This window comes from Caldimicrobium thiodismutans (assembly GCF_001548275.1).
GTDB lineage: Bacteria > Desulfobacterota > Thermodesulfobacteria > Thermodesulfobacteriales > Thermodesulfobacteriaceae > Caldimicrobium > Caldimicrobium thiodismutans.
Genome location: NZ_AP014945.1, coordinates 42,584 through 64,846, shown reverse-complemented (window position 1 = coordinate 64,846; position 22,263 = coordinate 42,584). Strand labels below are relative to the sequence as shown.

Here is a 22,263-nt window from a genome sequence, read left to right as displayed (position 1 = left end):
TATACCACTTGAATTTTTTGTGGGTCTGTTGTAGCACAGACATTCTTGTCTGTGTTACTTTCATACCTTGGAGTGTAATTTACCTCCACAGGCAAGATTGCCTGTGTTACTTTTAGACTTGTAAAGCCTTCCTTGTATAGATATCTAATTCCCCTTTTACCCCACTTTCTTTTTCTTGTAAGGATATGAACTTATGCAGTTATATATGCGTCCATACCTTTTGAGACTCAAGTATATTTTTTTCAATTAGAACTCCTTTGTCCTTTTCCCACAACCCCTCTCCCTCGCTTCCTCTGGGACATGCCCAAGCTTACCTTCTATAGCGGAAAGGACAAGCTCTATTGAATCCTGAATTAACCGCTGGTATATCTTAAAATCCTCTCTTCTTCACCCCCTCTTTAAGTCTACCATATAAAGATTTTATATCTCCCTCTCTTAACCATCTGGTATTAAAAATTTCTCTATCCTGCCAGTTAGCAGACAGGCCTTTCAGGATACTCCCAGGCTCTTTTCCAATCATAAAACACAAAAGATAAAACAGGAACATACCCTCTTCACTCCTTTAGAGACCTCTCATTTAATTTAGACAATACTTTTTATCTTTAAAAAGACCTTGATTTAGCCTAACCTTTTTTGCATAGGTTCATATCCTTACAAGAAAAAGAAAGGGTGGAAAAAAGTGAGAGGGAAAACACATAGGTTTGTCCCTACAAAATGTCTCCTATACATATTCAATTTTCTTATAACAGAAGTAGTAGAAAAAACTCTTGAGTCTCAAAAATATGGACGCATACAAATAATTGACTTCTCACATGAATTGATGTAATTTTAGGAGAAAAAAAAGAGGTGCAAGATGAATCCCCAAGATGTAGTCATTGGAATTCTTGGTGGGGGGCAGCTTGCAAAGATGTCCTCTCAATCTGCAAGAAAACTCGGTTTTACTGTAAAAGTTCTTGACCCTTCTCCTGAATGTCCTGCAAGTGCTGTAGCTCAACAGATTGTAGGTTCTTTTAAAGATCCTGATGATATCAAAAATTTTGCTAAGGACTGTAATATTATTACCTTTGATATAGAACATGTTGAAGTTGCCCCTCTATTTGAACTTCTTCCAGAAAAAAGGGTAGTCCCACGCCCAAGGGTTCTCTTACTAATCCAAAACAAACTTGAACAAAGAAAGGCTTACCAGAGAGCTGGTCTGCCTATTCCAAAATTTATAGAAATCAAAAGTCCAAAAGACTTAAAGGCCCTTTTGCCCTGCGTGCAAAAATCTATTACAGGAGGATATGACGGCCGGGGAACGGCAATCCTTAGAAGTGAAGAAGACCTCCCTAAAGCCCTTCCCTGTCCATCTTTTGTTGAGGAATACTTAGATATTGAAAAAGAATTGGGAGTTATGGTAGTCAGGAGTGAAAATGGAGAACTTGCTGTTTACGATGTGGTTGAGATGGTCTTTCATCCCGAGGGAAATCTTCTTGAATATCTTTTTTGTCCAGCTAAGATTGAACCAGTTATTGAGAAAGAGGCCAAGGAACTTGCCATAGAAGCGGTAAAGGCCATTAATGGCTTTGGACTCTTTGGAGTGGAACTCTTTCTGGATAAAAAAGGGAAACTTTATGTAAATGAAATTGCACCAAGGCCTCATAATTCAGGACATCATACTATAGAAGCCTGTTATACAAGTCAATTTGAACAACACATTCGGGTTATCACAGGACTCCCTCTTGGATCAACAAAACTTCTATCCCCTGCAGTGATGATAAATCTTTTAGGTGAAGAAGGATATTATGGGAAACCTCTTTATGAAGGACTTGAAAAGGCTATGTCTTTACCCGGGGTCTCTGTCCACATCTATGGAAAAAAAGAGACCTTCCCCTTGAGGAAAATGGGACATGTTACCATACTTGCAGATACTCTTGAAGAGGCCTTAGCTAAGGCTAAAGAGGTGAAAAAAATCCTCAAAATAAAAGGAGAGAGACAAAGATGATGGTAGGAATTATTATGGGAAGTGATTCTGATTTGCCGGTTATGAAAGAGGCAGCTGAAGTCCTTGAAGAATTTGAAGTCCCCTACGAAATAACCATAGTTTCTGCCCACAGAACTCCTGATTTTATGTATGAGTATGCAAAAACAGCTGAAGATAGAGGAATTGAGGTTATTATTGCAGGTGCAGGAGGATCAGCTCACCTACCAGGTATGACTGCCTCTCTCACTACACTTCCTGTGATAGGAGTTCCTATTATGACTAAGGCCTTAAAAGGCCTTGATTCACTTTTATCTATTGTCCAGATGCCAGCAGGTATCCCTGTGGCAACTGTTGCTATAAATAATGCCAAAAATGCAGGCCTTTTAGCTATTCAAATTTTGGCTATAAAATATCCTGAACTAAGAGCAAAATTAAAAAATTACAGGACTAAACTCAAGGAGATGGTGCTTGAAAAGGGTAAAAAATTAAGTAAAGAGGGGTATAAAGAATACCTAAATAAAGAGACCTAAAGATATTTTTCAGCCTTTTTACCAATATCTTTTCTGTAGTAAGCTCCCTCAAAGTGAATCAGGTTTACTGCTTCATATGCTCTTTGAATAGCTTGAGAGATTGTATTCCCAAGAGCTGTCACACCAAAGACTCTTCCCCCATTAGTATAAAAGGTGTCTCCCTCCTTTTTTGTGCCTGCATGAAAAACCATGATATCTGCCATATTCTTCACTCTCTCTAAGCCAGTAATTACCTTACCTTTTTCATAACTTCCAGGATATCCTTTGCTTGCAACTACTACACAAACACAGGCCTTGTCAATTTCTTTAGGGTTATAAGATGATAATTTACCCTCTAAGGCAATCTGAATAAGTTCAAGAAAATCTCCCTCAATTCTTGGCAGAATAGCCTGGGTTTCTGGGTCTCCAAGGCGACAGTTAAATTCAAGCACATAGGGTTCACCCTTGGAGATCATAAGCCCAGCATAAAGAAAGCCGAGATAGGGATGTCCCTCTTCTTTTAAAACCCGTAGGACTGGTGCAATAACTCTCTCCTCAATCTTTTTTCTCAAATCTTCATTAATTAAAGGAGCTGGTGAATAAGCACCCATTCCACCTGTATTTGGCCCTTCATCATTATCAAGCAGTCTTTTATGATCCTGCGAGGTAGGTAGGGCCTTAAAATTCTCTCCATCTGTTATGACAATATAGGAGGCCTCTTCCCCTTCCAATTTATCCTCTATAACTACTTTTGAGCCTGCTTCTCCAAAAATCCTTTCAATGAAAATTTTTTCAAGGGCAGATTTAGCTTCAGCTTCTGTATCACAGACAAAGACACCTTTTCCAGCACAAAGTCCATCTGCTTTAATAACCACAGGAGCCCCTTTTTTCCTAAGATATTCTAAAGCTTCATTGTAATCCTCAAAGACTTTAAAATCTGCTGTTGGAACACCCGCCTTTTCCATGATCCCTTTAGCAAAGGCCTTACTACCCTCAAGTTGAGCTGTATACTTATCTGGACCAAAGACTGAAATATTTTCTCTTTGCAGATAATCCCGTATTCCTCTTACAAGGGGGTCTTCAGGACCGGGGATAACAAGATCTATCTTCTCTTTGAGGCAAAACTCTTTAATTCCCTCAAAATCTGTAAGCGTAAGCCCTTGAGGAATCTCAGCTATCTCAGAAATTCCTCCATTCCCAGGAAGGCAGTATAACTTTTTAAGAAGAGAACTCCTGGCAAGGACATAGCAGAGGGCGTGTTCCCTCCCACCGGAACCAAGAACAAGAACCTTCATCTGCTCCCTACCTTACGAAATTTTCTCTCTGAAAAAACAAATCCTGTAAATATAAGGGCTTTGATTAGGTCTACAGGTAGAAAGGGAAAAACTGTAAGGGCAAGAATTTCCCTCAAGGTTTCCTTAAAACCAAGGAAATAAAAACCTGCCATAAACCAGAGAGTCCCAAAAAAGTAGATAATAAGATGGGCTAAAATAGCCACAAGAAAGGTAGAACCCGCTTTAGTTAATAAGCCCCTTTCCTTTGCCTTTCCCACAAGAAAGACACTGAGTAAAAAGCCAAAGAGGTAACCGCCTGTTGGACCACTCAGAACAAGAAGCCCCCCTTTTACTCCTGAAAAGAAGGGTAATCCTAAAGCACCAAGAACGAGATAAAAAGCTACACTGAGAAAGCCAAGTTTAGCCCCCAGGTAATAGCCGATGAAAAGTATCCCAAGGGTTTGAAGAGTCAAAGGAACAGGTGTAAAAGGGAGAGGAATTCTAATCTGAGAGAGTAATGCAAGAAGTATGGTAAAGGAAAAGATCAAAGCTAATCGTTGAAGGTATAGGCTCTTCATTTCAAAAACTTCCTCTCTTTTCTGCATAGGGCACCTCTTTGAAATTTTTTTAAAATTATATAAGACTTTTTAAGCTTGTCAATGTATTGTATGCGTCCATATCTTTTGAGACTTAAATAGTAGGGGTTTAAAATTTTATACCCCTTGAATTTTTTTGGGGGTATGTTGTAGCACAGACATTCTTGTCTGTGTTACTTTCATACCTTGGAGTGTAATTTACTTTTACAGGCAAGATTGCCTGTGTTACTTTCAGACTTGTATAGATATCTAATTCCTCTTTTACCACCCTTCCTTTTTTCTTGTAAGGATCTGAACTTATACAGGTAGTTAATTAAGGCAGGCCTGCCACAGACAGATACACTCAACCCAGGTCAATTATTTTTTGAATAATATTTACAGGGCAGGTTTCAACTAAAAAGTAATTCGCCCCCACATTCAACCAAAGATTGGGACTTAAACAACCTCTTGAAAAAATTTTTTTAAAATCTAACATATAGAAAAAAACTTAGGAAGGGAATAGTATGACAGCAAAATTAAGAAGTGAAGTTGCTGAGGTAACCCCTCAGGAAAATCTTTACACCAAGGAACTTATCTTTGAAGATTATCCAGTTGTGCGCTCTCTTTATGGTGAAAGGGGGAGTCATTTTAAAATTCTTGAGGATGCCTTTAAAGTAAAGTTAATCCTTAAAGGTAATCATATAGTTATCTCTGGAGAACCAGAGGATCTTGATCTTACGGAAAAGACCCTTGAGGAGCTTTATACCCTTATAAAAGCTGGTTATACCATTTATCCAGCAGATGTAGAATATGCTTCAAGGATCCTCCTTGAAAACCCTAAGGCCCACTTAAAGGATATCTTCTTAGATACCATTCTTATAACCTCTGGAAGAAAATCTGTCTCCCCTAAGGGGATAACCCAGAAAAATTATGTAGAGGCTATAAGGAGGTCAGAAATTGTTTTTGGAATTGGTCCTGCTGGAACAGGTAAAACCTATTTAGCTGTTGCTATGGCGGTTTCTTTCCTGATGAGAGGAGAGGTAAATAGGATCATTTTGGTAAGACCTGCTGTTGAGGCTGGAGAAAAGCTTGGATTTCTTCCTGGTGACCTTGTTGAAAAGGTTAATCCATACTTGAGACCCCTTTATGATGCCCTTTATGATATGCTTTCCTTTGATAGAGTAGTGAAGCTCTTTCAAAAGGGTGTGATTGAGGTTGCTCCCCTTGCCTTTATGCGCGGAAGAACCCTAAATGAGGCCTTTATTATCCTGGATGAAGCTCAAAATACTACAACAGAACAGATGAAGATGTTTTTAACTCGCATTGGCCAAGGCTCAAGAGCAGTTATAACTGGAGATGTGACCCAGATTGATTTGCCTGAGCCAAAGAAATCCGGCCTTCTTGAGGCCATGGAGCTCCTTGAGGGCATTGATGGGATAACCTTTGTTTATTTTACCAAAAAAGATGTAGTGAGACATCCTATTGTGCAAAAAATCATTGATGCCTATGAGAGGAGAGATGCTAAATGAGATATAAAAGTATTCCTGTTGAGGAAGCAGTAGGTATGGTTCTTCCGCATGATATCACAGAAATTGTGCCAGGTGTATTTAAAGGAGCTCGTTTTAAAAAGGGCCACATTGTGAGAATTGAGGATATTCCTAAGCTTAAAGATTTAGGTAAAAACCACCTCTATGTCCTTGAACTTGAGGAAGATGAGTTGCATGAAGATGAGGCTGCCTTAAGGCTTGCAAAAGCAGTGGCAGGAGAGGGTGTAGAATGGTCTGAAGAAATAAGAGAGGGAAAAGTGAATTTTAAAGCGGTTTATGAAGGTCTTCTTAAGATTGAAACGGAGGCGTTATTAAGAATTAATCTTCTCGGAGAAATAAGTCTCTCCACCAAACACACCAATCTTTGGGTAAAAAAGGGAGAGGCCATTGCAGGGGGAAGAGCTATTCCTTTGGTGGTTAAAAAAACTCTCTTAGAAGAAGTAGAGAAAATCTGTAGTGAATATCCCACTAAGGTCTTAAGAATATTACCTAAAAAACTTGAAAAGGCAGGCCTTGTAATTACTGGATCTGAGGTTTTTTACGGCCGAATTGAGGATGCCTTTGCACCAAAAATGCTTCCCAAGCTTGAAAAATTTGGTCTAAAGATTGAAGGCCCCCTTTTTGCACCGGATGATAAAGATTTTATAAAAGAAAATCTAAGCAATCTTCTTCAAAGAGGGTGCGAGGTTATCCTTATAACTGGTGGTATGTCTGTTGATCCCGATGACCTTACCAAAGTAGCCATCCGTGAGCTTGATCCCGAGATTTATCTTTATGGAACCCCGGTTTTACCTGGCAATATGTTTCTTTATGCCCGCTTAAAAAGTGGACAAACTCTTCTGGGGGTCCCTGCTTGTGCCATGTTTTTTAAGATCACAATCCTTGACCTCATACTCCCCAGAGTGCTTGCAGGTGAGACCCTTACAAGACTTGATATTGCTAAACTCGGGCATGGTGGGTATTGCTATAATTGTGCTGAATGTAGATATCCCGTTTGCCCCTTTGGAAAAATATGTTAGATGCCCTTTTCAGAGCTCTTTTACAGGTTGTGGATTTACTTTTAACTATTTATGTATGGCTAATAATTGCCAGAGCTATTCTATCCTGGGTAAATCCATCTCCTTATCATCCTGTAGTAAGATTTCTTTACAAAGCTACAGAGCCTGTTTTAAGACCTATTAGAAGAATTCTTCCCCCAATTTATGGCCTTGATTTAAGCCCAATTTTAGTCATTTTTCTGATATATTTTATCAAAGAACTTATCTTTAGATTTACTTTCAGATTCTAAAAGATATGCTTTTAAAGGTAAAAGTAAAGCCCTCTTCTGGGAGAGATGAAATTCTTGTATTTAAAGAACCTGATTATATGGAGATTTCTCTAAGGGCAAAACCAGAAAATAATGAGGCAAACTTAGCCCTTTGTAAATTTTTAGCAAGGGTTTTTGAAAAAAGCGTTGATGCTATTAAAATAATACAGGGAAAGACCTCAAAAAGAAAGGTCCTTTCAATAGAAGGATTGACAGAGGCTGAGCTTAAGGAAAGGTTTTCCAGATGAAAGACTTCTTATTCTTTGATCTTGATGGAGTCCTTCTTGATTCCATGCCCTATCACGCCAAGGCCTGGATTCTTGCCTTTCAGGAGTTTGGCCTTGAATTTACTGAAGAAGAGATATATCTCCATGAAGGAGCTATTGAGCTTGAAAGTGCAAAGACCCTCTTTTTAAATAAAGGGGTTGAGCCAACTCAAGCCTTTTTTGAAAAGGCCTTTAGATTACAAAAAAGGATTTTTAAAGAAAAATTTTCTCAAAAGATAAAACCCTTTCCCGAGGTTCCAGAGCTTCTTCAGGAACTCAAGAGAGAAGGACGAACCTTAGCTCTTGTTACCTCCTCCAGTGAAGAGATTCTGAGGGAGGTATTCCCTGAAAACCTAAAAAATTACTTTGAGGTAATCCTCACTGGAGATAAGGTTGAGAAAAGAAAGCCCCATCCTGATCCCTATTTAAAAGCAAAAGATATCCTTAGAGCTGATGTAGAAAAGATTTCAGTTATTGAAAATGCACCAGCTGGAATTCTCTCAGCTAAACGGGCTGGTCTTTTTTGTATTGCTATCACCACAACCCTAAAACCTGAACATCTCTCCCTTGCAGACATTGTGGCCAAAGATCATAAAGAGTTAAAGAACCTTCTTTTAAATGGCCAGAGACAATAAAACACCCTTTAATTATCTTGATTACTTTTCTCGTTACTCTCAGATTATTCCTGAATTTGATAAATTCTTAGAATACCTTAAAGTTCCTCATCAACAATATTTTCGCATAAATAATTTAAAGGTTTCTGAAAGAGATATCCCAAAGCTTTTAAATTTAATCCAGCAAAAGGGAGTAGAAATTGAAGAAATAAGGGAAATAGATAAGTTTTATCGGGTAGTTAATAATGAAGAGGTCGCTCTTGGTAATTTAAAAGAATATGCCCTGGGACTCATACATTCTATGACCTTAAGCAGTGCTCTTCCTGTTTTAGCCCTTGATCCTAAGCCAGGAGAACTAATTCTTGACCTATGTTCAGCTCCCGGGGGGAAAACCGCCCTTATGGCTATGATAACTTTTGACAGGGCTGTTATCATTGCTAATGATAAGAGATTTGATCGTTTAACTGCTCTATCTGCCAATCTGAAAAGACTAAGTGTAGCAAGTGTTGTAATTACAAGATATAAAGGAGAGGAGTTCCCTTTAAGCCTTCAATTTGACAAGGTTTTAGTGGATGCACCCTGTTCAGGCGAGGGAAGATATAAAGTGGGCCTTGAAGGGGAAATACTTTATCAGAAGGGCTCAGGAAGATCAAATCTCCCCTCTATTCAGAAGGGACTTCTCCAAAGGGCTTATGATTTATTAAAACCTGAAGGTATATTGATTTACAGCACTTGCACCATCAATCCTGAAGAGAATGAGGCAGTAGTAGATTATCTTTTGCGAAAAAGGGCTGTTCAAGTTCTTGACTGGGAGGCTCCTTTGCCCTGGGATGCAGGGCTAACTGAATGGCAAGGGAAGGCATTTCATCCCGAACTGGCTAAGACAAAAAGATTTTTTGCTCATAAAACTAAAGCTGTAGGTTTTTATGTAGCTAAATTAAAAAAATTATAATCTTCACGGTGCTGGTAATGCATAAGTTCATATCTTTACAAGAAAAAAGAAGTGGGGTAAAAGAGGAATTAGATATCTATACAAGGGAGGTTTTAAAAGTCTGAAAGTAACACAGGCAATCTTGCCTGTGGAGGTAAATTACACTCCAATGTATGAAAGAAACACAGACAAGAATGTCTGTGCTACAACAGACCCACAAAAAAATTCAAGGGGTTTAAAATTTTAAACCCCTACTTAAGGAAAGATTTTGCAGATTTTTTATCCTTTCTTTCCGAAGGAGAATGGGTATGTGGAGAGATTTAATTTGTGTTAGGTCCTAAAAAAATCCTATAGAGTCTCAAAAGATATAGACTTATACATGGTATTTACAAATATTTAAAATTGATTAAATTTGATCCTCATGGATAAAATAAAGGCTTTCTATGAGTTTGTTAAAAAAAATCCAGAGGCTTTAGAAGAAATAAAGCTTTTTTTAGAGAATCTTTTCAAAGAACTATCCAGCGATATCTTACTCTTTCATATATTAGAACTATCCAAGAATAAGAGCCTTCCTCAGGCAACCAAAAGGTTGCTCTTGGAATATGCAGCAGACCTTTGCGAAAAATCCCTTCGTTTGCATGAGGCCCTTACAATTTTAAATGTCCTTTTAAAAAACTTTCCCAAGGAAGAATATTTAGAAAAACTTGAAAAGTTAAAAGTATTTAAGTCTCTTGAAAGGTATAAAAGCCTGTCTTCAAAATACAATATATCCTTTGAAATTCTAAAAGATCTTTATCTATCGTCTTTAGAACAAGATAAAAGCCTTGAAACTTTGATCACACAAAAATATAAAATACCTAAAAATGAAATCTTGAAATCTTTAGAAGAATATTATCGCGTTCCATCTTATGACCTAAAGGCCCTTTTGTCTCAAAGAAAGATAAGGAGGATTCCAAAGGTTCTAAGTATTAAAAAGCAATTTTTTATTGAAAATCTTTGTGTACCCTTTGAATTTAATAAATCAACCATTCTTTTTTGTTATAATCCTGACGACACCGAAAAAATAGAATTGGTTAAAAGGATACTTCAACTTCCGGATGTTAAACTGGCAGTATCTTTTAAAGAGGATATTCTTGAAGGTATAGAAAAATATTATGATGTCTATTTTGAGGATGCAGAGCTTAATTTTGAACAGATGGAAGAGGAAGAACCCCAAGAAGAAGCGGAATTATTAGATAGCGCTATTGTAAATTTAGTTAATTTTATAATTGAAGAGGCTTATAAAAGAAGGGCATCTGATATCCATTGGGAAAGCCTTACCGGCAAGAGGGGGCTTTTAGTTCGTTTTAGAGTTGATGGAGAGTGCTTTGAATATACCACCCTTCCTGAAAATCAAAAAAAAGGTTGTATCTCCCGTATAAAAGTTATGGCTAATCTGGATATTGCTGAAAAAAGGCTTCCTCAAGATGGAAAAATAAAATTTCGCACTAAGGATGGTAAATCCTTTGAGATCAGGGTGGCGACTCTTCCTACTATTGAAAATAATGAAGATGTGGTGATGAGAATTCTTGGAGGAATTGAATTTAGAGCCTTAGAAGAATTGGATTTATTGCCTGAAAATTATAATAAACTAAAAAATATTCTTGAACTTCCTTATGGATTAATTCTATGTGTTGGACCAACAGGTTCTGGTAAAACCACAACTCTGCATGCCTGTCTTAAACATTTAAATAAGCCCAATCGTAAAATCTGGACAGCGGAAGATCCTGTAGAAATTGTTCAAGAAGGGTTAAGGCAGGTTCAGGTAAATCCAAAAATTGGTCTTACCTTTGCCCGGGTCCTAAGATCCTTTTTAAGAGCTGATCCTGATATTATAATGATTGGAGAAACACGCGATCATGAAACTGCCCAGACTTTAATTGAAGCCTCTCTTACAGGACATCTTGTATTGAGCACCCTACATACAAATTCAGCACCAGAAACTATTACCCGATTACTGGGAATGGGCATAGACCCCTTTAACTTTGCAGATTCTCTTTTGGGAGTCATAGCCCAGAGATTAGCTAAAAGGCTATGTTCAAAATGTAAAAGGCCTTATGCACCAGAAAAAAATGAGATAGAACGCATCAAAAGAGAGTATGGAGAAAATCCCTTGATTCCACTCGGTGATGAAACTCTTGCCAAAGCAACCCTCTATGAACCAGTAGGGTGTGAATTTTGTAATTATACAGGATTTAAAGGTAGAATTGCCATACATGAGATCCTTGTGCCTGATGATGAGATAAAAGAGCTTATTATTCATAATGCTCCTGCTCAGGAAATTAGAAAAGTAGCTTTTATAAAGGGTTTTCAAACCCTAAAACAAGATGGTATTTTAAAGGTGCTCAAGGGTGAAACCACTCTCAAGCAGGTTCTTACCGTAACCTTGAGGTAGAAATATGGAAGCCAAAATTGCCTTTTATGGTGCAGCCCGAAGTGTAACTGGTAGCTCCTTTTTGTTAACCCTTCGGGAACATAAAATCCTTATAGATTGTGGCCTTTTTCAAGGCCTTGAAACGAAAAAAAATTACCTACCCTTCCCTTGTAAACTTAAAGATATCTCCCATTTAATTCTTACCCATGCCCACATTGACCATTGTGGAAGACTCCCCTGTTTAGTCAAAGAGGGCTTTCAAGGAAAAATAATCGCCACAAGACCAACCTTTCAGATTGCAAGAATCATGCTGCTTGATGCAGCTAAGGTTATGCGAGAACATTATAAAACTCTTTACCGCAAATCAGTTAGACGAGGCCTTGATCTTCCCCCTCCCCCTCTTTATGAAGAATATGATGTTCTGGAAAGCTTCAAATACTTCCAGATAGAACTTCCCTATTACACACCTTTAATTCTTCACAAGGAGATTAAAGTCACCCTGAGAGATGCGGGACATATCTTGGGAAGTGCCTCTGTTGAAATTGAAGACCTAAAGAAGGGAAAAAAAATTCTTTTTTCAGGGGATCTGGGTAACAAAAATAAACCCATTGTTAGAGACTTTGATCTCCCTCCAGAAGATATAGATTTTTTATTAATTGAAACGACCTATGCGGATCGCAATCATAAGACCTTTGAGGAATCTAAGGAAGAATTCCTTCAGGTTATAAAAGAGACCTGTGCTCGGGGAGGAAATGTCCTTATTCCAACCTTTGCCTTAGAGAGAGCTCAAGAAATCCTATTTGTCCTTAGAGAATTTTATGAAAAGGGGCTTTTACCTTCCTGTTATGTCTTTTTAGATAGCCCTTTAGCTATAAAGGCAACCCGTATCTTTAAAGATAATCCTGAGTTTTATGATGAGGAAGCTTTAAAAATCTTTAATCATAAAGATCCCTTCTCTTTGCCCAATCTATTTCTTACTGAAGATGTAGAGGAATCTAAGGCTATAAATCAGATTAAATCTTCTGCTATAATTATTGCAGGCAATGGAACCTTAAGTGGTGGTAGGATCCTACATCATTTAAAAAATAATATTTGGAGACCCGAATGCAGTCTTGTTTTTGTTGGATTTCAACCCAAAGGCACCTTAGGAAGAAAAATCGTAGATGGAGAGGAAAAGATTCATCTCTTTGGAGAAGAAATACCTGTAAGATCCAAAGTTTATACTATTAATGGTTTTTCTTCTCATGCTGGCCAAAAGGAACTTTTGGAGTGGATTTCTCCCCTCAAAAATCCCGAAAAAATATTTTTAATTCATGGTGAACCTGAAAAGATGGAGGTTTTCCGAGGTCTTCTTGGAGAAAGATTTAAGACTGATAAGATTTATATTCCATCTCTGGAAGAGGAAGTCGTTCTTTATTAGATGCGTCTTTCTAAATTTCTTGCCCTCTGCGGGCTTGGTTCCAGAAGAAAAAATGAATCCCTTATCTTAGAAGGCAAAGTTTTAGTTAATGGCCAGATTGTCAGAGACCTCTCCTACAAGGTCTCTCCAGAAAGAGATCAGGTTATGGTTGATGGAAAAGTATTAAAGATCCCTCCTAAGGTCTATTATCTGTTTTATAAACCCAGGGGATATCTTACCTCCCTTCATGATCCCCATCATCGCCAAACTATTAGGGCCTTCTTAGAAAAACTTCCCTTTAGGGTCTTTCCTGTTGGAAGGCTTGATAAAGATAGCGAAGGCCTACTCCTTTTAACCAATGATGGAGATTTAGCCAATCAGCTTCTTCATCCCAAATATGAAGTTAGGAGAACTTATTGGGTCTGGGTGAAACCAAAAATCTTAGAAAATAAAATTAAGTCTTTACTGGATAAAGGCGTGGAAATAGAGGGAAAAATTATTAAACCTTTAGAATTTCGCTTCCTTAAAAAGGATGGCCCGTTATATATTTATGAGGTTGTAGTTAAAGAAGGGGTCAAAAGGGAAGTTAGAAAAATGGTTAGCTTTCTTGGAGGTAGGGTTAAGAGACTTTTGAGGATCTCCTTTGGGCCACTGAAACTAAAAAATTTACAACCAGGAGAGATAAGATCCCTTAAAAAAAGGGAATTACAAACTCTTAGGAAGTTTCTTCAACTCAAAAGTTCTGAGATTTTGGATAGAACCTCTTCAGGAGAATCTACATAGTGAACACCTGGGATATCCTGCCAGGTCTTAAGTCCAATAACAGGCTTCCACATCTTTAAAGCTAAGGCAATTTCAGAAAGGGTCCCATAGCCGCCTCCTATGGAGATGACAATTTCAGCGGTTCTGACAAGGATAACATTTCTGGCATGTCCCATATCTGTAATCACAGGAATAAGAACATAAGGATTAGCCTCTTCTGCCTTATTCCCAGGAAGAATACCCACAGTAACACTTCCTGCCTCTCTTGCTCCTTTTGAGGCTGCCTCCATTACCCCACCTAAACCCCCGGTGTAAACAATAGCTCCCCTCTGTCCAAGGGAAAAACCTACTTGATAGGCAAGTTCAAAGAGATAGGGATCTGCAATCCCCGCCCCAATAACTGCTATTCTTCTATTCTTTAAATCCATACTCCCCAATCAATTTGACAAATCTTACAGGCTCAAGAGTTTTGGTATGAAGAGTCCCACCTCGTTTAACCCCTTTAATAAGCATTTGAGAAAACTCATCTCCAACAGGGATCACAATTCTTCCACCCTCTTCAAGTTGCTCTATAAGTGGTTGAGGAATCTGGGGAGAGGCTGCTGTAACAATTATAGCAGAAAAGGGTGAGGCCTCCTTCCAGCCTAAGGTCCCATCTCCAATTTTAAAAGATATATTTTTATAAGAAAGTTCCTGAATAAGAATCTTTTTGGCCCTTTCTTGTAAGCTTGGATATTTTTCAATAGTATAGACCCACAGGGCAAGTTCTGCTAAGATAGCAGTTTGATACCCCGAGCCAGTTCCAATTTCAAGCACCCGTTCTTTCCCTGTAAGTTCAAGGGCTTCAGTCATTAAAGCCACAATGTAAGGCTGAGAAATAGTTTGTTTTTCCCCGATAGGTAGGGGGAAATCTCCATAAGCTTGATCTCTAAGGGCTGGCTCAACAAAAAGGTGCCTTGGAACTTTAAGCATAGCCTTGAGAACCCTTTCATCACGAATACCTCTTGCCCGGATCTGGTTTTCAACCATTTTCTCCCGGGCAATCCTGTAAATATCACCATTTTCTATCATCTAAGGGATCACCTCTTCTGCTTTTCAGGATTAACTAAGGTATAATAGATAACTTCAACCACCTTTTCTCCTTCAAAGACTATTTTTAAAACTTCTGTGTAATCTTCTCCTTTATAACCCTTTACTATAGGAAAATTTTCCCAGAAGTTTTTGACCCGATAATAATAATACCACTCTTCCTTCTTATCAGGCCTAACAAAGGCCTGAACAGGAGGACCTAAATAGGCCAATACCTCTGCCTTGGTGCTAACCTCCTTATGAATTAAGGAGGCCTTAGAGGCAAGATTAGGCCCAGGAGTGGTTGAACAGGCTGAAAAGATAAAAATGCTAAGAATAAGATAAAGAAATTTCTGCATGTTTCTATTTAACCATATTTTTTTACTTTGTCAGCCCTTTGTATAAGTCCATATCTTTTGAGGCTTAAATCTGCATCCCCTTTCAAAGTAGCGGTAACCCTATGTGTTCCTTTACCTCCTCTCACCTTTTCACCCTTTTCCACCTCTCCTTTTTCTTTTTTAAGGATATGAACTTATACCCTTTTTTTACTCTTGATTTTTTCTATTATAGTGGTTAATTATTTGAATTGATAAAAGCACAGGAGTGAGGCACAAATGGAGAGAAAAAAGAAACTTTTCTTAGCCCTTTTTCTGAGTCTTAGCTTATTTATTTTGTTTTCCCAGGCCCTATCCTTAGAAAAAAAAGAAGATACTTTTAAGGCGCTAAAACTTTTTTCTCAGGTGTTCCGGTTAATTGAAGAAAATTATGTAACAGAAGTAAATCCCAAGGATTTAATTTTTGGGGCTATAGATGGAATGCTTTCTTCTCTTGATCCTCACTCTTCTCTTCTCAAACCTGAGGAATTTAAAGAACTTGAAATAGAGACCAAGGGCTCTTTTACCGGGATTGGTATAGAAATTACCATAAAAGATGACATCTTAACAGTTGTTGCCCCTATTGAAGATACTCCAGCCTGGAAAGCAGGCCTGAAACCAGGAGACCGTATTCTTAAAATTGATGATAAATCTACAAAGGGAATGAAAATAACCGAGGCTGTAAAGCTCCTGCGGGGTCCCAAGGGATCTTCAGTAAAACTTACTATCTTAAGGAACGATAAAGACCTCAAAGAGATAACCATAATAAGGGATGTAATTCCCATCAAAAGTGTAAAGGCCAAACTTATTGAACCTGGTTATGGCTATATCCGTATTTCTCAATTTCAGGAAAAAACCCCTGCCGAATTAGTAGAGGCACTAAAAAAATTAGAATCCGAAACCCCTCTTAAAGGTTTAATCCTTGACCTGAGAAATAACCCCGGTGGGCTTCTTTCCTCAGCGGTTGAAGTAAGTGATGAATTTTTAGAAAATGGAACGATTGTTTCAATTAAGGGAAAAAATAAAGACAACCAGATGGTTTTTAGGGCAACCCCTAACCCTTCAGATAGGAAGCATAAGTATCCTCTTGTTATTTTAATCAATCATGGTTCTGCGTCAGCTTCAGAGATTGTGACAGGTGCCCTCAAAGATCATAAAAGAGCCTTAGTTTTAGGGGAAAAAAGTTTCGGAAAGGGCTCGGTTCAGACTGTTATACCTATAGAGGATAACTATGCTGTTCGCTTGACTACCGCTCTTTATTATACTCCAAGTGGTGTCACCATTAATAAACAGGGAATTCAACCAGATTTAGATTTGCCTGCAATGGAAATTCCTAAGAAAAATGGAACAATCCATTCTAAAGAAGATGAGACCTTGAAAAGATTTCCCTCGATTGAAGAAGACTTTCAGGTGCAAATGGCCTTGAATATTCTTAAAAATATAAAGGCCCTGTCTCAACTTAAATACTAATATTTTGCTTATGTTTGATTTACAGCTAATTATCTTACTTATTCCGATCTTACTCTTTGCCTTAACGATTCATGAATTCTCCCATGGCCTTATCGCTTATTTACTCGGAGACCCTACTCCAAAAATAGCAAAAAGGCTTACCCTAAATCCTATCAAACATCTTGATCCCTTGGGGACAATTACTCTTTTTATCACTCAGGCTATTGGTTGGGCTAAACCTGTTCCTATTAATCCAAATTATTTTAAAAATCCCTGGAGAGATATGGCTTTAACTTCTGCTGCAGGGCCTCTTTCAAATTTTTTCTCAGCTATCCTTTTTGGTTTCTTATACCATTTTTTTACATTGGCTAATTTTTCATTTGGAAATCTCAAGATTTCAGAACCCTTAGCCTTGCTTTCCTTCCTTGGTATAAAACTAAATTTGGGGCTTGCTATCTTTAATTTTTTACCTATTCCCCCTTTAGATGGAAGTAAAGTCCTTGTTAAATTTTTACCTCCTGAACTTAGAGAAAATTACTTAAAACTTGAGCTCTTTGGTTTTTTTATCATTTTAATCCTTGCAATTACAGGGATCATTGGAAGAACTTTATATCCTCTTTTAAAGGTTCTTTCTAACTTGGTTTTATATTATACTTCTTTACCCTTTAATTTATTGTAATCCCCTTTTAAGATGAGGGGAATCAAAATAAGGGGTAAAAGGGCTATCAAAAAGGTCACTCCAAAAAAAGTAAAGTAGCCCAGGGCTTTGGCTCCTAATCCGCTTAGGGTTCTTGATATAACCAGAGTAAGACTAAAAAGGGTTGAAAAGATGGCATATTGCGAAGAGGAAAAGTTCTGTTTACAAAGGGAAGTCAAAAAGGTTAAAAAGGCAGATGTGCCAAGACCCCCGGTAAAACTCTCAATAATACTTGCAATATAGACCCACCTCCTATCTAACTCGGGATATGCAACTACGGTATAACCAAGATTAGATAAAGCCTGTAGAAACCCCATAATAAGAAGGGCTCTCTTAAGCCCAAGTTTACCAGTATAATAGCCTCCAATGAGAGAACCAAGTATTGTAAAAAGAGAACCAAGGGTTCCAGAAATGAACCCTATTTCAAGTCTACTAAAGCCCCTATCAACCCAGAAGGGATAGACCATACCACCAAGGAGGGCATCTCCAATTTTATAAAGGGCAACAAAGAGAAAAATAATAAAAATTTTCTCTCTTTTTAAGAGCTCCTTAAAAGGGGCAAGATATTGCTCAATAATATTCAAGTTTAAGGAAGAGGAATTTTTAATTCTGAGTTCACCATTCAAAAATACAAGTAAGGCCATAAATAAACACAGAAGGGAAAAAATTATAAATATGGGCTTAAAATTTAAAAATTCTGAAAGAGCTACCAATATGCCTCCTGAAAAGATAAGGGCTACGCGATAGGCTGAAATTCTCAGACCATTAGCTTTTCCTAATTCTTCCTTTGAAATATAATCAATAATAAACCCATCCAATGCAGTATCCAAAAGGGCAGAAAAAAAGGTCAAAGCAAATAAAAAAAGGAAAAAAAGAAAGGATTCAGGAGAGAATAAAGAAAGGAGACCAATACTCAGGGCAATTCCAAATAACGCTATAGATATCCAGAAAGATTTGTAAAGATATTTATCTATTAAGGGAGCCCAGAGGGGCTTTAAACTCCAAAAAATTCCAGCTGAGGAGAAAAAACCGATCTTAACAAGATCTACCCCTTGCATCCGTAAGAAAACAGGTAAAAAAGTATAGAAAAATCCAAAAGGTAGCCCGGAAAAAAAGTATAGAGATGTAATCCAAAAAAGTCGCTTAATTTTATCCTCCATAGCTCACTACTCTACCTTTGACCTGTAGTTTTTCAAGCATCGAATTGCCTCATTAAAAATCTATTTGAAATTTTATCGTTGCCTCATATAAAAATCTCAGCTCCTCTCTTGAACCTTCACGAAAAAACTATCTATTTCGCCTCTCTTAAATTTACAAGCTTAGTTCTTTAGCAAAGCTTATTTCAAAGGAAAGAGTGGTTAAGGAGCTTTATAGAAAGATAAGGAGATATCAGAAAATGCTTGAGAGAGCATATTTAGAGAAAAAAGGGAATTATTTTCGGGGAAAAATTGACAATAAAAAGGAGGAGAAGGTAAAATAAATTCCTTTAGAAAATCAAATGAGGCATTATGAGGTTACAACATCTACAGGGGAGGCTTTACAGTTAATTATAAAAGGAAAGGCAGATTTAAGTTTCAAAAGATATGGACGGATACATCGCCTTGTAAAAGCCATAAACCATTATATAATCAAAAATCAAGGGTATAAAGGTAGAGGTGTAATATTAGCAGAAACTGGTTGAAACAGAAATATAATATCAAAGGAGACGAAATGGGGAGTTCAAAATGAAAACCGGAAGAATCGTTGTAACTGGAGGAGCAGGATTTATAGGTTCAAATGTAGTGAAGGCTCTCAATGATAGAGGCGAGACGCGAATTCTGATTGTGGATCATCTTTCTCAGGGTCCTAAGTGGAAAAATCTGGTAGGCCTAAGATTTGAAGATTATCTTGATCGGGAAGATTTTCTTAAGTCTATTGAAGAGAATAAATTTTATGATCTTAAAGCTATAATACATCTTGGTGCCTGCAGTGATACAACCGTGCATGATCTCCATTTTCTTTACAAAAATAACTATGTTTATTCTCAGAAGCTTTGTCTTTATGCCCTGAAAAATGGGATTAGATTTGTCTATGCCTCATCAGCAGCTACTTATGGGGATGGATCTTTGGGTTTTAATGATGATGAGGAGCAGCTTTATGAACTTAAACCTCTGAATCCATATGGATTTTATAAACACCTCTTTGATCTCTGGGCTTATCAAAAGGGATTTCTTAATTCAATAGCTGGGTTAAAGTACTTTAATGTCTTTGGAGATAGAGAATTTCATAAAGGAGATATGCGAAGTGTTGCTCTTAAGGCTTACGAGCAGATTAAGAAGGATGGGAAGGTAAGGCTTTTTAAATCTTATCACCCAGATTATGAAGATGGTGGACAACTGAGAGATTTTATCTATGTTAAAGATGCAGTAGAGGTTACCCTCTTTTTCATGGAACACCCTCAAATTAATGGAATCTTTAATGTAGGCACAGGTAAGGCCAGATCCTTTAAAGACCTTGTAATCGCAGTATTTAAGGCCTTGGATCTTCCCCCTAAAATTGAATACATAGATATGCCGGAACAACTAAAGAAACAATATCAATATTTCACTGAAGCAAATCTTAGCAAATTAAGAAAAGTTGGTTATAATAGTCCCATGCTGGAACTTGAAGAGGCAATTAAGGAATATGTAAAATTCTTAGAAGAACATTCTAAATATTTCTTGGGGTAAATGGAAGAATCTTCTTTTTTAGAGGTAATTAGATCCCTTTTTGGTAAACGAGAGCCAGTCTTAGAGGAACTTACTCCTGATGAAGAGGCCTTTTTTAAAGAGCTTTTAGCCTTTAGAGAGCTTGAAGTAGCTGATTTTTTAATTCCCAGAAATCTTGTAAAATCTCTTGATATAACCCTTTCCTGGGAAGAAGTAAAAAGCTATGTAATAACCAATCCTCACACCCTGTATCCTGTCCATAGAGAAATATTGGATCACTACAAAGGATACCTAAAACTTAAAGATATAATAAGGGGTTTTAACTCCTCTATCTTTAACTGGCAAGATTTCATCAAACCTGCTCTAACCCTTCCTGAAAACATAACTATCCTAACTGCATTAAGGAAACTTATAGAGCAAGAGCTTGATCTGGCCTTTGTGGTAGATGAACTTTCAGAACTGGTTGGAATCATAAGGGTTGAGGATATTCTAAAGGAGCTTTTTTTAACTCCCAGGAGATGTTTACGCAGTGACCCTGAAGGATGGATCACCCTTTCAGGAACCACTAAAATTCGTTTAATTGAAAGGTGTCTTGGCATAACATTCCCGGATGGGGATTACGAGACAATAGCAGGCTTTATCTTATATAATTTAAATCGTATCCCCAGGAAAGGAGAAAAATTTTCTTTACCTCCCTTAGAGATAGAGATTTTAAATGCAGATGAAAAACAGATTAAAGAAGTCCGTATCAAAAAAATCCCTTAGGTTCTTTTTTTTACCCTTTTTTTCAGCTGTTCTTACCGGGCTGAGCTTCCCTAAGGCAAATTTATCAATTTTGATATTTTTTGCCTTTATTCCTCTTTTCTGGATAACTGCAGAGAAGGAAAAAAAAATTCTTTCTCTCTTTAAAATCTCTCTTTTTTTTGGAATTCCCTTTTACTCAATTCTCCTTTACTGGATTGTTTATACCCTTGTTAAGTATGGTCAAATCCCCTATCCCTTAGCAATTATAATTCTTTTAATTCTTTCAACTTATCTTTCACTATATTATTTTCTTTTTTTATATCTTGCTTCTTTCCTTGATACCTTTAGCCGACCTTCCTTTTTTAAGGGAATGCTTGCAGGAAACTTGTATGTTGCCCTTGAATTTTTAAGATCTACCCTTCTTACCGGTTTCCCCTGGGGACTTACAGGTTATCCCCTTAGCAATTTTTCTCTCTTTCTTCAAGTGGCTGATCTTTTTGGTATCTGGGGTCTAAGTTTCATGGTTTTTATAGTTAACTACTACTTTTATTTTTTATACAAAGGATTTTCCAATTTTACATATAAATCTAAAAATTTTCTCCTTCAGGTTCTTTTATTTGGAATGCTTATCCTTCTTATTCCTTTTTATGGTTATTATAGCAAGCAAAAATGGATGACCTTACTTAATGAAAATAAAGAAACCCTAAGGGTTAGTATCCTTCAAGGAAATATACCTCAAGAGCTCAAAGAAGCTAAAGAAATAGAGATATCTTTAAAAACTTACCAATCCCTTACCATAAATGCTTTAAAGGAAAGGCCAAATCTTATCTTTTATCCTGAAACAGCCCTTCCCTTCTATTTCCCTTATGATCGAGAACCAACCCTTAAATACCTTAGTTTTTTACAGGACCTTTACTTAAGGGTTTCAGCAGAAAATATAAAGCCCTTTGCCCTCATTTTTGGAATCTTCAGGGTAAGTTTCACCGAAGGAATCCCCAAGGTCCATAATAGCCTTCTTGTTTGGACAGGTAGTAATGTTGAAGACCTCTATGATAAAGAAAAGCTTGTGCCCTTTGGGGAATATGTTCCTTTGGTGAAGTATTTCCCCTTTTTGAAAAGGATTTCTGTGGTATCAGATATTATTAAACCCGGGGAATCAAAAAATCTCAATATCCCCTTTTCTAAAGGAAATTTACAGATTGTTCCTCTAATCTGTTTTGAAAGTGCCTTTTCTCAGATACTCGTCAAACGATTGCAAAAAGGAGGAGAGCTTATTTTCATTGCCACTAACGACGCCTGGTTTGGAAAAACCTCAGCACCATATCAGCACTTTCAAATGGCCCTTGTGCGAGCAGTTGAAGGAAGGCGTTTTACCCTTCAGTCCGCAAACACTGGAATAAGTGGAATCATTGATCCCCTTGGAAGAGTTGTTTTTAAAAGCGATTTAGAAAAAGAAGAGATTTTATCTGGTGAGATAAAACTTTTTAGATATCAAAGTTTCTTTCAAAGATATGGGTATCTCTTTCCCTATATTGCTCTAATAATCTCTGGTCTTTTTTTGATTTTAAAAATTGCCAAAAAATTCAGCCCTTTTTCCTCTTATGCTCATTTAAATATTCTATTTAGACCTTTAAAAAGAGGCTAAAATTTATATAGTTAGAATTGAAATAAAGCTATACAAAAGG

The 22,263-nt window shown here is 37.3% G+C and carries 24 protein-coding genes; 17 read left to right on the top strand and 7 right to left on the bottom strand.

Going from position 1 to position 22,263, the window contains the following annotated elements:
• Nucleotides 1–370: 370 nt before the first annotated feature.
• On the bottom strand, nucleotides 371–547 hold the full coding sequence (locus tag THC_RS09355; RefSeq protein ID WP_153303636.1) for a hypothetical protein: 177 nt from the start codon (nucleotides 545–547) through the stop codon (nucleotides 371–373).
• A 306-nt stretch (nucleotides 548–853) separates the two neighbouring features.
• On the opposite strand from THC_RS09355, the gene THC_RS00315 reads away from it, so the two are divergent.
• Nucleotides 854–1,984 (top strand): 5-(carboxyamino)imidazole ribonucleotide synthase, encoded by a 1,131-nt coding sequence (locus THC_RS00315; protein ID WP_068511677.1) that lies wholly within the window; start codon nucleotides 854–856, stop codon nucleotides 1,982–1,984.
• A complete protein-coding gene (gene purE, locus THC_RS00310; protein ID WP_068511674.1) occupies nucleotides 1,981–2,493 on the top strand; it encodes a 5-(carboxyamino)imidazole ribonucleotide mutase in 513 nt (170 codons plus the stop codon). The genes THC_RS00315 and purE overlap by 4 nt, the downstream gene beginning before the upstream one ends.
• Here the strand turns inward: purE and purD are convergent.
• Together purD and THC_RS00300 are read right to left on the bottom strand one after the other, a co-directional pair.
• On the bottom strand, nucleotides 2,490–3,767 hold the full coding sequence (gene purD / locus THC_RS00305) for a phosphoribosylamine--glycine ligase (protein WP_068511671.1): 1,278 nt from the start codon (nucleotides 3,765–3,767) through the stop codon (nucleotides 2,490–2,492). The two genes, purE and purD, sit on opposite strands and share 4 nt — an antisense overlap.
• Nucleotides 3,764–4,351, bottom strand: coding sequence for a biotin transporter BioY (locus THC_RS00300; protein WP_068511668.1), 588 nt, complete (start codon nucleotides 4,349–4,351; stop codon nucleotides 3,764–3,766). The genes purD and THC_RS00300 overlap by 4 nt, the downstream gene beginning before the upstream one ends.
• Before the next feature lie 494 nt (nucleotides 4,352–4,845).
• Between THC_RS00300 and THC_RS00295 the strand changes: the two genes are divergently transcribed.
• The 9 genes from THC_RS00295 (at nucleotide 4,846) to THC_RS00255 (ending at nucleotide 13,580) form a co-directional block, all read left to right on the top strand.
• Nucleotides 4,846–5,850, top strand: coding sequence for a PhoH family protein (locus THC_RS00295; RefSeq protein ID WP_068511666.1), 1,005 nt, complete (start codon nucleotides 4,846–4,848; stop codon nucleotides 5,848–5,850).
• Nucleotides 5,847–6,887 carry a molybdopterin-binding protein gene (locus THC_RS00290; RefSeq protein ID WP_068511662.1) on the top strand — a complete coding sequence of 347 codons (1,041 nt, stop codon included), beginning with the start codon at nucleotides 5,847–5,849 and terminating at the stop codon, nucleotides 6,885–6,887. Before THC_RS00295 ends, THC_RS00290 begins: the two co-directional genes overlap by 4 nt.
• Nucleotides 6,881–7,156, top strand: a complete 276-nt coding sequence (locus THC_RS00285) for a YggT family protein (protein ID WP_068511659.1) — start codon at nucleotides 6,881–6,883, stop codon at nucleotides 7,154–7,156. Before THC_RS00290 ends, THC_RS00285 begins: the two co-directional genes overlap by 7 nt.
• A gap of 5 nt (nucleotides 7,157–7,161) precedes the next feature.
• Nucleotides 7,162–7,422, top strand: a complete 261-nt coding sequence (locus THC_RS00280; RefSeq protein WP_068511657.1) for a DUF167 domain-containing protein — start codon at nucleotides 7,162–7,164, stop codon at nucleotides 7,420–7,422.
• Nucleotides 7,419–8,075 (top strand): HAD family hydrolase, encoded by a 657-nt coding sequence (locus tag THC_RS00275; RefSeq protein WP_068511654.1) that lies wholly within the window; start codon nucleotides 7,419–7,421, stop codon nucleotides 8,073–8,075. Before THC_RS00280 ends, THC_RS00275 begins: the two co-directional genes overlap by 4 nt.
• Nucleotides 8,059–9,006: an RsmB/NOP family class I SAM-dependent RNA methyltransferase gene (locus THC_RS00270; RefSeq protein WP_068511649.1), complete on the top strand. Its 948-nt coding sequence runs from the start codon at nucleotides 8,059–8,061 to the stop codon at nucleotides 9,004–9,006. The genes THC_RS00275 and THC_RS00270 overlap by 17 nt, the downstream gene beginning before the upstream one ends.
• Before the next feature lie 400 nt (nucleotides 9,007–9,406).
• Nucleotides 9,407–11,419, top strand: coding sequence for a GspE/PulE family protein (locus THC_RS00265; protein ID WP_068511646.1), 2,013 nt, complete (start codon nucleotides 9,407–9,409; stop codon nucleotides 11,417–11,419).
• A gap of 4 nt (nucleotides 11,420–11,423) precedes the next feature.
• A complete protein-coding gene (locus THC_RS00260) occupies nucleotides 11,424–12,818 on the top strand; it encodes an MBL fold metallo-hydrolase RNA specificity domain-containing protein (RefSeq protein ID WP_068511643.1) in 1,395 nt (464 codons plus the stop codon).
• Complete coding sequence (locus tag THC_RS00255; RefSeq protein WP_068511640.1) at nucleotides 12,819–13,580, top strand: pseudouridine synthase; 762 nt, start codon at nucleotides 12,819–12,821, stop codon at nucleotides 13,578–13,580.
• Here the strand turns inward: THC_RS00255 and THC_RS00250 are convergent.
• From THC_RS00250 to THC_RS00240, 3 genes are read right to left on the bottom strand one after another with little or no spacing between them, the layout of a single operon-like run.
• On the bottom strand, nucleotides 13,526–13,987 hold the full coding sequence (locus THC_RS00250; protein WP_068511637.1) for a TIGR00725 family protein: 462 nt from the start codon (nucleotides 13,985–13,987) through the stop codon (nucleotides 13,526–13,528). The genes THC_RS00255 and THC_RS00250 overlap by 55 nt on opposite strands.
• Nucleotides 13,971–14,630, bottom strand: a complete 660-nt coding sequence (locus tag THC_RS00245) for a protein-L-isoaspartate(D-aspartate) O-methyltransferase (RefSeq protein WP_068511633.1) — start codon at nucleotides 14,628–14,630, stop codon at nucleotides 13,971–13,973. The genes THC_RS00250 and THC_RS00245 overlap by 17 nt, the downstream gene beginning before the upstream one ends.
• An 8-nt stretch (nucleotides 14,631–14,638) precedes the next feature.
• Nucleotides 14,639–14,986 (bottom strand): outer membrane protein assembly factor BamE, encoded by a 348-nt coding sequence (locus THC_RS00240; protein WP_068511630.1) that lies wholly within the window; start codon nucleotides 14,984–14,986, stop codon nucleotides 14,639–14,641.
• Between the two features lie 255 nt (nucleotides 14,987–15,241).
• Between THC_RS00240 and THC_RS00235 the strand changes: the two genes are divergently transcribed.
• Together THC_RS00235 and THC_RS00230 are read left to right on the top strand one after the other, a co-directional pair.
• Complete coding sequence (locus THC_RS00235) at nucleotides 15,242–16,471, top strand: S41 family peptidase (RefSeq protein ID WP_068511625.1); 1,230 nt, start codon at nucleotides 15,242–15,244, stop codon at nucleotides 16,469–16,471.
• Between the two features lie 10 nt (nucleotides 16,472–16,481).
• A complete protein-coding gene (locus THC_RS00230; RefSeq protein ID WP_068511622.1) occupies nucleotides 16,482–17,129 on the top strand; it encodes a site-2 protease family protein in 648 nt (215 codons plus the stop codon).
• Here THC_RS00230 and THC_RS00225 read toward each other — a convergent pair.
• Nucleotides 17,099–18,307 carry an MFS transporter gene (locus THC_RS00225; protein WP_068511617.1) on the bottom strand — a complete coding sequence of 403 codons (1,209 nt, stop codon included), beginning with the start codon at nucleotides 18,305–18,307 and terminating at the stop codon, nucleotides 17,099–17,101. The two genes, THC_RS00230 and THC_RS00225, sit on opposite strands and share 31 nt — an antisense overlap.
• A 338-nt stretch (nucleotides 18,308–18,645) precedes the next feature.
• Between THC_RS00225 and THC_RS00220 the strand changes: the two genes are divergently transcribed.
• The 4 genes from THC_RS00220 to lnt are packed head-to-tail and all read left to right on the top strand — an operon-like array spanning nucleotide 18,646 to nucleotide 22,223.
• A complete protein-coding gene (locus THC_RS00220) occupies nucleotides 18,646–18,828 on the top strand; it encodes a hypothetical protein (protein ID WP_068511614.1) in 183 nt (60 codons plus the stop codon).
• A 43-nt stretch (nucleotides 18,829–18,871) separates the two neighbouring features.
• Nucleotides 18,872–19,855, top strand: a complete 984-nt coding sequence (gene rfaD / locus THC_RS00215) for an ADP-glyceromanno-heptose 6-epimerase (RefSeq protein ID WP_068511609.1) — start codon at nucleotides 18,872–18,874, stop codon at nucleotides 19,853–19,855.
• The gene (locus THC_RS00210; RefSeq protein ID WP_068511606.1) at nucleotides 19,856–20,599 is read left to right on the top strand and encodes a transporter associated domain-containing protein; all 744 of its coding nucleotides are present in this window, start codon (nucleotides 19,856–19,858) and stop codon (nucleotides 20,597–20,599) included.
• A complete protein-coding gene (gene lnt / locus THC_RS00205) occupies nucleotides 20,550–22,223 on the top strand; it encodes an apolipoprotein N-acyltransferase (protein WP_068511604.1) in 1,674 nt (557 codons plus the stop codon). The genes THC_RS00210 and lnt overlap by 50 nt, the downstream gene beginning before the upstream one ends.
• Nucleotides 22,224–22,263: the final 40 nt, after the last annotated feature.